At 76.7% G+C, this 12,186-nt stretch carries 9 protein-coding genes; 3 read left to right on the top strand and 6 right to left on the bottom strand.

What is annotated here, in order from left to right; translation table 11 throughout:
- Positions 1-18: 18 nt before the first annotated feature.
- The gene (locus AB0N04_RS12830) at positions 19-1,287 is read left to right on the top strand and encodes a phenylacetate--CoA ligase family protein (RefSeq protein WP_360210362.1); all 1,269 of its coding nucleotides are present in this window, start codon (positions 19-21) and stop codon (positions 1,285-1,287) included.
- A gap of 45 nt (positions 1,288-1,332) precedes the next feature.
- On the opposite strand, the gene paaI is transcribed toward AB0N04_RS12830, so the two are convergent.
- Positions 1,333-1,692, bottom strand: coding sequence for a hydroxyphenylacetyl-CoA thioesterase PaaI (gene paaI, locus AB0N04_RS12825; protein WP_360210388.1), 360 nt, complete (start codon positions 1,690-1,692; stop codon positions 1,333-1,335).
- 395 nt (positions 1,693-2,087) lie between these two features.
- Between paaI and AB0N04_RS12820 the strand changes: the two genes are divergently transcribed.
- Positions 2,088-3,356 (top strand): hypothetical protein, encoded by a 1,269-nt coding sequence (locus tag AB0N04_RS12820; protein WP_360210360.1) that lies wholly within the window; start codon positions 2,088-2,090, stop codon positions 3,354-3,356.
- A 10-nt stretch (positions 3,357-3,366) separates the two neighbouring features.
- On the opposite strand, the gene AB0N04_RS12815 is transcribed toward AB0N04_RS12820, so the two are convergent.
- The 4 genes from AB0N04_RS12815 to ctaD form a co-directional block, all read right to left on the bottom strand.
- Entirely contained in the window at positions 3,367-3,780 is a 414-nt protein-coding gene (locus AB0N04_RS12815) for a pyridoxamine 5'-phosphate oxidase family protein (RefSeq protein WP_360210358.1), read from the bottom strand.
- A gap of 88 nt (positions 3,781-3,868) precedes the next feature.
- Positions 3,869-4,588 (bottom strand): response regulator transcription factor, encoded by a 720-nt coding sequence (locus AB0N04_RS12810; protein ID WP_360210356.1) that lies wholly within the window; start codon positions 4,586-4,588, stop codon positions 3,869-3,871.
- 177 nt (positions 4,589-4,765) lie between these two features.
- Entirely contained in the window at positions 4,766-5,293 is a 528-nt protein-coding gene (locus AB0N04_RS12805; RefSeq protein ID WP_360210354.1) for a hypothetical protein, read from the bottom strand.
- Positions 5,294-5,388: 95 nt separating this feature from the next.
- Complete coding sequence (gene ctaD, locus AB0N04_RS12800) at positions 5,389-7,137, bottom strand: cytochrome c oxidase subunit I (RefSeq protein ID WP_360210386.1); 1,749 nt, start codon at positions 7,135-7,137, stop codon at positions 5,389-5,391.
- A 552-nt stretch (positions 7,138-7,689) separates the two neighbouring features.
- On the opposite strand from ctaD, the gene AB0N04_RS12795 reads away from it, so the two are divergent.
- Positions 7,690-9,513, top strand: coding sequence for a BTAD domain-containing putative transcriptional regulator (locus AB0N04_RS12795; RefSeq protein ID WP_360210352.1), 1,824 nt, complete (start codon positions 7,690-7,692; stop codon positions 9,511-9,513).
- Between the two features lie 40 nt (positions 9,514-9,553).
- Here the strand turns inward: AB0N04_RS12795 and lanKC are convergent, their stop codons facing one another.
- Positions 9,554-12,136 carry a class III lanthionine synthetase LanKC gene (gene lanKC, locus AB0N04_RS12790; RefSeq protein ID WP_360210350.1) on the bottom strand — a complete coding sequence of 861 codons (2,583 nt, stop codon included), beginning with the start codon at positions 12,134-12,136 and terminating at the stop codon, positions 9,554-9,556.
- Between the last annotated feature and the right edge of the window lie 50 nt (positions 12,137-12,186).

The following is a 12,186-nucleotide window of genomic DNA, read 5'->3' as shown; positions in this document are numbered from 1 at the left end:
GCAACGGAGTCCACCACCATGTCCGCCAAGCCCCTGCCCGATCTGATCGCCTTCGCCCGGGCGAACTCCCCGTTCTACGCGGAGCTCTACCGCGACCTGCCGGCCTCCCTCGACCGGCTCGACCAGCTCCCCGTCGTCGACCAGGCCGCATTCTGGGCCGCCAACGCCTGGCCCGACAACCGCGTCCTGACCGGCCCGCTCAGCGACGCCGGCGTCTACAAGACCGGCGGCACCACCGGCGTCCCCAAGTTCTCGCCGTGGACCCGCGAGGAGCACGCCGACTCGGTCACCGCCTTCGGCGCCGGACTGGTCGGGGCCGGCCTGCGGCCCGGACACCGGGTGGCCAACCTGTTCATGGCCGGCGAGCTCTACGGCGGCTTCCTCTACATCGAGCACGCCCTGCACCACGCGCCGGTCGACAACGTCCGGCTGCCGGTCGGCGGCGCCGCCCCGGACGACTACGTCGCCGACCTGATCACCGGCTTCGGCGTCGACGTGCTCGCGGGCGAGCCGATGAAGCTCAGCGCCGTCGCCGACTGCCTGGTCCGGCGCGGGGAGGTCGCCGACCGCGTCGAACTGCTGCTGTTCGGCGGCGACCTGCTCTTCGCCGACCTGCGCCCGATCCTCTCCCGGGCCTTCCCCCGGGCCGCGGTCGCCTCGGTGGGCTACGCCTCCAACGACGCCGGGCTGGTCGGCGCGCCCGTGCCCGGCGACGACGTCCGGGTGCACGAGGCCTTCGCGCACCGCACCGTGGTGGAACTGGTCGACCAGGTCACCGGCGAGGCCATCACCACCCCCGGCACCCCCGGCCGGGTCGTGGTCACCAACCTGTTCCGCACCCTGATGCCGATCCTTCGCTACCCCACCGGCGACCGCGCCGAGTGGGTCGACGCCGACTGCCGGCGCTTCCGCCTGCTCGGCCGCTCCGCCGAGGGCGCCCGGGTCGGCACCGTCGCCATGCCGACCGAGGAGATCCGGTCCGTGCTGCTGGCCGCCGACCCGGACCGGCGGATCGCTGGCATGCAGCTCGTCCAGCGCCGCTGGGGCGGGCGCGACGGCCTGATCATCCGGCTCGGCCACACCGACCGGCCGGCCGCCGAGGAGCTCGCCGAGCTCGCCGACCGGCTCGTGGAGGCCGTCTACACCGCCCGCCCGCTCTACCCCGCCGAGGTCGCGCTGGGCAGCATCCACGACCTCACCGTGGAGTGGGTGCCGCGCTCGGAGCTGGTCACCAACCCGCGCACCGGCAAGCTCCAGCAGGTGCTGGACGAGCGGCCGCGGGCCTGAGACCGGGCGGGCCGGGCAGGGGGCTCGGCGGGGGCCGCGGGCCGCTCAGCCGGTCTGCGGCCGGCCCCCGATCACCACGCTCTGCCCGCGGAACTCGGCGACCACCCCGCCGTCCGCCAGCCGCACCGTCACGTCGTAGACCCCGGAGCGCCCCGACCGCGAGCGCTCCACCGCCTCGGCCACCAGCTCGTCACCCGGCCGCGCCGGGGCCAGGAAGACCACCTGCGCCGCCTGGGCGACCGTCACCGGGCCGTGGCTGTTGCAGGCGAACGCGAACGCCGCGTCGGCCAGCAGGAAGAGGAAGCCGCCGTGCGCCGTGCCGTGCCCGTTCACCATCGTCGCGGACACCGTCATCCGCGCCACCGCCCGCCCGGCGGACACCTCGTCCAGGGCGATCCCCAGCATCCGGCAGGTCCCGTCGCGCTCGTACAGGGCGGCGATCGCGGGGTCGAGCATGGCGCGTGGTCCCTCCGTCGGCGGTGTCGCGGCCCAGCGTAGGGCACCGCCCCCGGACGCCGGACGGGGCCGCCGTCCGGGGGAACCCCGCCGCGCCGCACCGCCGTTCCCCGCCCCGCCGCGGCCCCGCGCCCTAGGGTCTGTCCTCAAACCCGCGTCTGCGGGGCGACGCCGGGGCACGCACCTCGCCGCGTTGTCGTCGGTCGCCAATGCTCCGCATGGACTCCCTCCTCCGCCTTGCGATGCACCCACCCCAACGCCGCCCCGCCCACCCTCCGGGCGGACGACGGGGGTTTGACGACAGACCCCAGCCCGCTCGCGTTCCCCGAGCACGAGGACGGCCGATGGCCCACAAGTCACCCCTGACCGCCCCGCAGGACGCCGCCCCGGTGCCGTCGGCGCAGCCGCCGAGCGGGTCCGTGACGGCCCTGCGGATCGCGGCCGCCGTGGCCGGTGCGCTCCCCGCCGTGGTGCTGCGGCTGACCGGGGTGCACCCGGCCCCGGTGACGGGCATGGCGGTGTTCGGCCTCGGAGTGCTGTCGGCGGCGCTGCTGCTGATGTGGGCCGCGGAGACCGCCCGCGCGGACATCTCCGGGCCGCTCGCACTGGCCCTGCTGGCGTTCATCGCCGTGCTGCCCGAGTACGCGGTCGACCTCTACTTCGCGTACGCGGCGGGCACCCGTCCCGAGTACGCCGCCTACGCGGCCGCCAACATGACCGGCGCCAACCGTCTGCTGGTCGGCGTCGGCTGGCCGCTGGTCGCCCTCGCCGGCTACCTCGCCGCCCGGCGCCGCGGCGTCGAGCCCGGGATCACCCTGCGGGAGCACCGCCGGATCGACACCGGCTTCCTCGGCGTCGCCGCCCTGCTCGCCTTCGTGATGCCGCTGACCCGGCAGATCTCCTGGGTGCTGGCGGTCGTGCTGATCGCCTGGTACGCCACCTACCTGTTCCGGGTCGGCCGCTGCAGCGAGACCGACGAGGAGGAGCTCGTCGGCGTCCCGGCCCGGTTGGCCGCGCTCCCGCGGCGGCGCCGCCGGGCGACCACCGTCCTGGTCTTCGCGGTGGCCGCGGTCGTGGTCTTCGCCTGCGCCGAGCCGTTCGCCACCTCGCTCGTGGACGCCGGCGCCTCGCTCGGCGTCGACCGCTTCCTGCTGGTGCAGTGGCTGGCCCCGCTCGCCTCCGAGGCGCCCGAGCTGATCGTCGCGGTGGTCTTCGCCTGGCGGCTGCGCGGGGACGACGGCCTCGGCGCGCTGCTCTCCAGCAAGGTCAACCAGTGGACGCTGCTGATCGGCTGCCTCCCGCTCGCCTACCTGGCGGGCGGCGGCGGGGCCTCGCTGCCGCTCGTCGAACGCCAGGTGGACGAGGTGCTGCTGACCGCCGCGCAGACCGTCCTCGCCGTGGTCCTCCTGCTCGACCTGCGCTTCCGCCCGTGGAAGGCCGGGCTGCTCTTCGTGCTGTTCGCCGTCCAGTTCGCCCTCCCCGGCGAGTCCGCCCGGGCCGCGCTCAGCTGGGTGTACCTGGCGCTGGCCGTCCCGCTGCTGGTGGCCCGGCGGCGCCAGCTGCCGCCGACCGTCCGCGCCCTGGCCGGCCGGATCGAGGGCGACCCGCACTGACCGGGCGGGCTCAGGTGCCGGTGCCCAGCCGGGCCGGCGGCCGGGCGTCGCGGCGCAGCGGGGGCAGCCGGCGGCCGGTGACCAGTTCCGGGCGGATCCGGATCCGGACGGCGGCGGGTACGGCCCCGGCGACGGGGCGGACCTGGGCCCGGCCGAGGACGGTGACGCACCAGCCGGAGCCGTCCGGGCCGTCCAGTTCGTCGGCCTCGAAGGCGATGACGGCGTCGTCCACGGCGCGGGCCAGTTCGGAGCCGGCCGGGGCCGAGAGCAGGATCCCGCCGTCGCCCGGTTCCAGCCGGAAGTGCACCGGCAGCACCGCCGGGAGGGCGCCGACGGTGTAGACCACCCGGCCGACCACCGCCCTGGCCAGCAGGCCCAGCGCCCGGTCGCGGTCCAGTTCCTGCGGGTCGTGATCGCGGTTCATGCCAGCGATGCTCGCCCGGGCCGGGGCCCGCCCGCGAGGGCCGATGGTCCCGCCCGTGGTCCCCGGTTCCCGGCCGCCGGGCGGGCCGTCAGAACCGCCCGGCACGCAGCGGGGAGTGCGGCGCGGCGGCCTGGGCCTGGCGCAGTTCGGTGGCGATCAGCGCCGCCTGGACGCGCCGTTCCACGCCCAGCTTGGCGAGCAGCCGCGACACGTGGTTCTTGACCGTCTTCTCGGCGAGGTAGAGCCGCTCGCCGATCTGCCGGTTGGTCAGGCCCTCCCCGATCAGGGCGAGCACCTCCTGCTCGCGCTGGGTCAGCGCCGGTCCGGCGGCGACGGGCGGCGCCGGTTCGGCGTCGCTGCGCAGGCGGTTCAGCAGCCGGGTGGCCGCACCGGGGTCGAGCATCGAGCGGCCGGAGGCGACGGTGCGGACGGCGGCGACCAGGTCGGTGCCGCTGATCTGCTTCAGCACGTAGCCGGCGGCGCCCGCCATCACGGCGTCCAGCAGGGCCTCCTCGTCGTCGAAGGAGGTCAGCATCAGGCAGGCGAGTCCGGGCATCCGGGAGCGCAGTTCGCGGCAGACCGACACCCCGTCACCGTCGCCCAGCCGGACGTCCAGCACCGCGACGTCGGGGCGCAGCGCGGGCACCCGGACGAGGGCCTGCTCGGCGGTGGCGGCCTCGCCGACCACCTCCAGGTCCGGCTCGCCGTCCAGCAGGTCGTGCACGCCGCGGCGCACCACCTCGTGGTCGTCCAGCAGGAACACCCGCACCGGAGCCGGTGCCCCGGCACCCGCCGTACTGGTCGCCATCACGCCGCTCCACCTTCGTCGAACCCCCGCGCACTCCCGGCGGGGCCCAGGGCATCATCGCCCACCGCTCGGCGGCGGGCACAGGGCCGAAGGGCCCCACCGCCCCCGGCGCCTCGCCGCCCACCGCCGTCGGGCGCGGTCACCGGCGCCGGGCGTGCCCACCGCCGTCGGGCGCGGTCACCGGCGCCGGGCGCTGCCCAGACCGGCCAGCAGGAAGGCGAGCGCGACGCCCGCCCCGCTCGCCGCGGCCAGCCCCACCCGGGGCCCGAGCCCGCCGCCGGCGGACAGCAGCACGGCCGCCGCCCCCAGGGAGGCGACGGCCGCGCCGACGAGGAGCCAGCCGGCGAGGGCGGGGGCCGCCGGGCGCCGGGGGTGCGGCGCCGGAGCGGCGTCCAGCGCCGCCCAGCGCGCGACGCTCTCCCGCTGCTCGCCGTGCCGGTCCCAGCGGGCGCGCACCCGCAGCGCGGCGCCGCCGACCAGCCCGGCCAGGGCGGTCTGCGCGGCGGGGCGCCAGTCGGGGAGGACCAGCAGCAGCCCGCCGGCCAGGGCGAGGGCTGCCCACCACAGGACGCAGGCGGCCGCGGCGGTGCGGGTGGAGCGGGGGCGGTCGGGGCCGGCCTGCAGGTCGGCGATGGCGGGCAGGTACCAGACGCAGCCGCTGGCGGTGAGGGCGGCGGTGCCGATGGCGAGGACGGTGTGGTTCATGGGCCCGGCCTTCCGGTTCGCGGGGAGGGTGGGGCCGTCCCCGCCCGCCCGGGGGCAGCGGCGCGGGCGGGGACGGCGGTCGGGGGGCGGCCCGGTCAGTCGCCCTCGGGGCGGGGGCGCCGGGTCGCGCCGCGCGGCAGGTCGTACTTGGCCGGGGTGACGCCGGCCAGGTGCTTGGCCGGTTCGCCGGTGTTCTCCAGCACGTCCAGGGCCGCGATGTCGGGGTGGTGCAGGTCGAAGGCCGGGGACTCGGAGCGGATCCTCGGCAGGGTGACGAAGTTGTGCCGCGGCGGCGGGCAGGAGGTCGCCCACTCCAGCGAGCGGCCGTAGCCCCACGGGTCGTCCGCCTCGACGCGCTCCCCGTACTTGGCGGTCTTCCAGACGTTGTAGAGGAACGGCAGGATCGACAGGCCGAGCAGGAAGGAGCCGAGGGTGGAGACGGTGTTGAGCGTGGTGAAGCCGTCGGTGGAGAGGTAGTCCGCGTAGCGGCGGGGCATGCCCTCGGCGCCGAGCCAGTGCTGGACGAGGAAGGTGGAGTGGAAGCCGATGGTGAGGGTCCAGAAGGTGATCCGGCCGAGGCGTTCGTCGAGCATCCTGCCGGTCATCTTGGGCCACCAGAAGTGGAAGCCGGCGAACATCGCGTACACCACGGTGCCGAACAGCGTGTAGTGGAAGTGGGCGACGACGAAGTACGAGTCGGAGACGTGGAAGTCGATCGGCGGGGCGGCGAGCAGCACCCCGGTCAGGCCGCCGAACAGGAAGGTGACCAGGAAGCCGACCGTCCACAGCATCGGCGTCTCGAAGCTCAGCGAGCCCTTCCACATGGTCCCGACCCAGTTGAAGAACTTCACCCCGGTCGGGACGGCGATCAGGAAGGTCATGAAGGAGAAGAACGGCAGCAGCACCTGCCCGGTGACGTACATGTGGTGCGCCCACACCGTCACCGACAGGCCCGCGATGGCGACGGTGGCGGCGATCAGGCCCGCGTAGCCGAACATCGGCTTGCGGCTGAAGACCGGGATGACCTCGGAGACGATGCCGAAGAAGGGCAGCGCCAGGATGTACACCTCGGGGTGGCCGAAGAACCAGAAGAGGTGCTGCCAGAGCATCGCCCCGCCGTTGGCGGGGTCGAAGACGTGCGCGCCGAACTTGCGGTCCGCCTCCAGGGCGAGCAGCGCGGCGGCGAGCACCGGGAAGACCAGCAGCACCAGCAGCGAGGTGAGCAGCACGTTCCAGCAGAAGATGGACATCCGGAACATCGTCATGCCGGGGGCCCGCATGCAGATGATCGTGGTGATGAAGTTGACGGCGCCGAAGATGCTGCCGAAGCCGGAGAGCGTCACGCCCATGATCCACATGTCGGCGCCGACACCCGGCGAGTGCACGGCGTCGGACAGCGGCGCGTAGAGGAACCAGCCGAAGTCCGCGGCGCCCTGCGGGGTGGCGAAGCCGGCCGCGGCGATCAGCGAGCCGAACACGAACAGCCAGAAGGACAGCATGTTCAGCCGGGGGAAGGCGACGTCCGGGGCGCCGATCTGCAGCGGCATGATCCAGTTGGCGAAGCCGGTGAACAGCGGCATCGCGAAGAGCAGCAGCATCACCGAACCGTGCATGGTGAAGGCCTGGTTGAACTGTTCGTTGGAGAGGATCTGGGTGCCCGGGCGGGCGAGTTCGGCGCGCATCACCAGCGCCAGGACGCCGCCGATCAGGAAGAACGCGAACGCCGACACCAGGTACATGGAGCCGATCGTCTTGTGGTCGGTGGTGGTCAGCAGCCTGACCACCGCCGAGCCGGGCCGTTTCGGCCGGACTCCCGTCGACGGTACGGCGGTTGACGGTGGCATGGGGTCGCCCTGTGCCTGGGTGGCGCTCAAGGACGCACTCCTTCGGAACCTCGTGCGAATGGGTGGCGATCCATGATCGGAACGCACCGGCCCGGCGCCCCAGGGCCGTTCGGCCCGCGCACCCGGGGCCGCTCGACCCGCGTTCCGGCCCCCGGACCGGGACCTCCGGTGGCCCCGGCCACTGCCCCGGGCCCCTCGGAGGCCGCTCGCCACGGCGACGAGCCCCGCTGGAGAACCGCCGGAGCCGACCCGGCACCCGCACCCCCGGAACGCCCGCCGCACCGGCCGGCGCCCGCCCCCGGCCGGCCGCCGCGCACCGGGCCCGCCGCCCGCCCGCACCCCTCCCCAGCTGCCCGGACACCGCCCGGCCGGGCACCGGGCGCCCCCGGCCGCACCGCCGCCCGGGCGCCCGGCCCGTGTGGGCCCGGTGTGGGAACCCCGCCGATTCCGTGCCCTACAGCTCGGGTCGGCCGTCCCGTAGCCTGCGCCCACGCCGCACCACCACCGGTCACGCCCCCGCACGCCCCCGCCCACGCCCCCGGAGGTACGCCGATGCCCCTGGCCCAGCCCGCCGCCCCCGCCCGGGTCCGCTTCACCGTGCTCGGCCCGCTGACCGGCACCGCGGACGGCCGCCCGCTCGCCCTCGGGCCGCTCAAGCAGCGGCTGGTGCTGGCCGTCCTGCTGACCCGGGCCAACACCTCCGTCCCCGTCGACCTGCTCACCGACGCGCTCTGGCCCGAGGAGCCGCCGCGCACCGCCCGCAAGAACCTCCAGGTGTACGTCTGCGCCCTGCGCACCCTGCTCGGACGCGGCGCGGAGCCCGACCGGCTGGTCCACACCGCGGGCGGCTACCAGCTGCGCGTCGCCGAACCCGAGCTCGACCTCCTGCAGTTCCGCGCCCTCGCCCGGGCCGGCCGGGCCGCCGCCGACGGCGGCGCGCTCGCACCCGCCGCCCGGCTGCTGCGCCAGGCCCTGGACCTGTGGCAGGGGCCGCCGCTCGCCGACCTGCGCTGCTCGCCCGCCGTCGAGGCCGAGGCCGACCGACTGGAGGGCCGCTGCCTCGGCGTCCACGAGGACTGGGCGGAGGCCGAGCTGGAACTCGGCAACGCCATCGCCGTGGCCGAGGAGCTCGCCGAACTCGCCGACCGCCACCCGCTGCGCGAACGCCTCCAGGCCGCCCGGATGAACGCCCTGCACCGGTCCGGCCGGCAGGCCGAGGCGCTCGCCGTCTACGACACCCACCGCCAGCTGCTCGCCCGCGAGTTGGGCCTGGAGCCGAGCGCCGCACTGACCGCCCGCTACCGCCGGCTGCTCGCCCACGGGCCGGCCCGGCCCGGCGCCGACCGCCCGGCCCGGCCCACCGGCTCCGGCGGCGCCCTGCTGCCCGCCGACACCGCCGACTTCACCGGGAGATCCGCCGAACTGCGCGACCTGATCGACGAGTCGGGCGGGAGCGGGCGGGTCACGGTGCTCTCCGGACCGGCCGGCATCGGCAAGACCGCGCTCGCCGTCCACGCCGGCCACCTGCTCGCCGAACGCTTCCCGGACGGCCGGCTGCTGGTGCGGCTGCGCACCGAGGACGGCTCCCCGCGCCCGCTCGCCGATCTCCTCGCCGAACTCGCCTCCCTCACCGGCCGGTCGGGCCCGTTCCCGGCCGATCCCGGCCAGGCCGCCGCGCTCTGGCGCGCCTCCCTGGCCGGGCGCCGGATGCTGCTGATCCTCGACGACGCCCCCGGCGAGGCCCTGGTCCGCGAACTGCTGCCCGGCCACGGCCCCAGTGCCGTCCTCGTCACCTCCCGCAGCCAGCTCGCCGGGCTGGCCTCGGTGCACCGGGTCACCGTCCCGCCCTTCGCCCCCGGCGAGGCCCTCGACCTGCTCGGCCGCATCGTCGGCACCGGCCGGATCGGCACCGACCGGGCCGCCGCCGCCCGCGTCGTCGAGGCCTGCGGGCTGCTGCCGCTCGCCGTCCGGGTCGCCGGGACCCGCCTGGCGGTGCTGCGCCACCTCCCGCTCGCCGAGTTCGCGGCCCGGCTCGCCGACCCGGCCGGCGCCCTGGACGAACTCGTCGCCGGGGACGTCACCGTCCGCGCCCGCCTCGACTCCGGCTGGCGCGACCTCGGCGGTCAGGGCCGCCTCGCCCTCGCCCGCCTCGCCGCCCTCCCGCTCGCCCTGCTGTTCACCCTCCCGGAGGCCGCCGCCGCCCTCGGCCGCCCCGAGCGGCTCGCGCTGCGCACCCTGGAGGCGCTCACCGACACCGGAGCCGTCACCTGCCCGACCGCCGAGGTCACCGCCCACGCCGCCCTGTACGCGCTGCCCCGGCTCACCCATCTGCACGCCCGGGAGCACGCGGGCGTGCCGGCCGACGGCCTGGGCTGAGCCCCGGCGGGCGAGGGCGGGCCTCCCCGGTCGGGGAGGCTCAGCCCAGCGTCAGCGCGTCCAGCGGGTCCCCGCCCTCCAGCGCCCACAGGGCCAGCAGCACCCCCGCGGCGCCGGTGTGCAGGTCCGCCGAGAAGCGCCGCAGCCGCATCCCCGGGACGAGCAGCCCCTCCGGCCGCGCCACCAGGTGCCACTGGAGCTTGCGGACCTGTCCGAGCACGTCCTCCCGCGCCGCCGGACCGCCCAGCCGGTCCAGGGCCAGCAGCAGCCCGGCCCGGCCCCGGAACAGCCCCGGCTCGCGGACGAACCCGGGCGCGCACACCCGCCGCACGTCCGCCAGGAAGCCGTCGAACCCGCCGTCCCCCGCCGCCCGGTACTCCCCGGCGACGAGGGCGATGCCGCTGCTCCCCCGGTCCAGGTAGGCCAGCCGCCGCCCCCGGTCGAGGACCTGCACCGACCCGTCCGGCACCCGGACGCACCGGGCCACCGCCCGGGCCAGCGCCTCCCGCCCGGAGGCCAGCAGCCACTCCTCGCCGGTGCGCCGGTACAGCCGCAGCTGCACCAGCGCGATGCCCGCCAGCCCGTACAGCAGACCGGCCGGCAGCGGGTCGGCCGCGGTCTCCGCGTGCAGCGCCGCGTCCAGGGCGCGCGCGTCCCGGAGCGCGTCGGCGAGCCCCGCCCCGTCGCCCAGGGCGTCGGCGAGCCGCAACCGGGCCAGGGCCGCGCCGGCCCGGCCGCCGTACAGGGCGACGGTGGGCGCGGGCCGGGCGCGGCGGGCCCGCTCGGCCAGCTCGGCCGCAGCCTCCTCGCGTCCGACCCGGGCCAGCACCGCGGCGACCCCGAGCGGGCCGTCGTACAGCCCGCCCGCCCCGGGCCGCGGGCCCCGCCGCCGCATCGCGGCGACCAGCCAGTCCGCGTACTCCTGCGGGTGGCCCGCCCCGGTGCGGTGCAGCGCGTGGAGCACGCCGGCCGCGCCGTGCGCCACCCCGGTGCCGCCGTCGGCGAAGCCGGCCGGATCCCCCGGGAACAACCGGTCGAAGCGGTCGGGGGTGGCCCCGGCGTGGATCCCGGCGACCAGCTCGCCGCGCACCCGGGCGAGATCGGGGCCGTCCGCCGCCGCGGGCCCGCGGGCGTGTTCGCAGCGTCCCGCGCGGTCCGCGACGTCGCCGACACGCCCGAGCAGCTCCCGCCCGCGGCGTTCCGTCACCGACTCCACCCGGGTGGCCGTGCCCGGCCGGGGAGGCCCCGCCTCCGGGCCGAGCCCGAACCACGCCCGGGCCCGCCGCTCCAGCGCGGCCAGCTTCCCGGCGTCGCGCTCGGCCAGTTCCATCACGGGCATCAGCAGCATCAGCCAGGTCGCCCAGAGCATGTACCGGTCGGCCGCGGCCCCGTCGAGCCCGGGCGGGGGCTGGATCCCGCCGGCGCCGGCCACCGGCACCCGGCGGCCGGCCAGCTCGTCCGCGTACTCGAAGTCGACGAGCACCACCGAGCCGTCCGGCCGGACGATCACGTTGGCCGGGTGCAGGTCCCCGAACCGCACGCCCCGGGCGTGCAGCGCCGCGAGCGCCCCGCCCAGCCCGGCGACGACCTCCTCGACCCAGGCCGCGTACCCGGCGCGCTGCTCGGCGGTGCAGTCCTGGTGCACCAGCGGGTAGCGCCGGATCGCCTCCGCGAACAGCTGGACGCCCTCGACGTGCTCCTGCACCAGGAAGGTGTGCTCCCAGACCGTCCGGACCTCGCGCAGCCGGGGCACGCAGTCCAGGCCGTCCAGCCGCTCCAGGGCCCACTGCTCGCGCCGCAGCCGGGTGACGGCGTCGTCCCCGGCGGCGTCCAGCCCGGCGTACGGGCGGGCCTCGCGCAGCACCACCCGCTCCCCGGTGGTCCGGTGCTCCCCGAGGTAGATCCCGCCGGCGTTGGAGAACTGCAGCACCTCGACGATCCGGTACGGCAGCTCGCCGCCGGCGGCCTCGCGGGCGGCCAGGTGCGGGCGCAGCTCCGCCGGGGGCTCGACCCAGTCCGGCAGCCGGAACACCGGCTCGCGGCGGTCCGGGACGAGTCGGCCGGAGGGGTCGCGCAGCGCGGGCACCGCCCGTCCGGCCCCGTCCTGGCACCAGAGTTCGACGAAGGCGCCGTAGCGCGCGTACACCGGGGCCGGGCCGATCCGCAGGTCGGTGAGCACGTACGGCCCCTGCCGGCCGGCCAGGGCCTCGGCCAACTCCCGGGCCAGCGCCAGGAACTGGCGCTCCGAGCCGGGGTAGACGGTGACGAACTTGCCGCTGCTCCCGCGCCCCGCGTACTTGCCGTTGGCCACCCGCAGGGCGTCGTCGCTGCGCAGGAACTTGAACGTCACCCGGTGCGCCGTGCAGATCCGGGCCACGGTGGCCAGCGTCTGCTCGGCCTCCTCGGGCACGGTCGAGACGTGGAGCTTCCAGCCCTGTTCGGGCGGGCGCACGCCGTCCGGGCGCAGGGCCGTCCACAGCCCGCGCTGCTCGCGCCGCCACCCGGCGGGCGGTGCGCCGAGCCCGAGGGCGTAGCGGGTGGAGCGGTCGCGCAGCCGGCCCGGGGTGTCGTAGTACGTCGGGTCGGCGAGGCAGTACAGCTGGGTCTCCTGGGCGCCGGCCATGGCGGGCCTCCTCTTCCGGTCGCTGGACGGCTGGTACCGGGCGCGCCCAC

This window comes from Kitasatospora sp. NPDC051702 (genome assembly GCF_040681575.1).
GTDB lineage: Bacteria > Actinomycetota > Actinomycetes > Streptomycetales > Streptomycetaceae > Kitasatospora.
The sequence above is the reverse complement of the archived record's forward strand: the minus strand, read 5'-3'. Positions and strand labels throughout refer to the sequence as shown.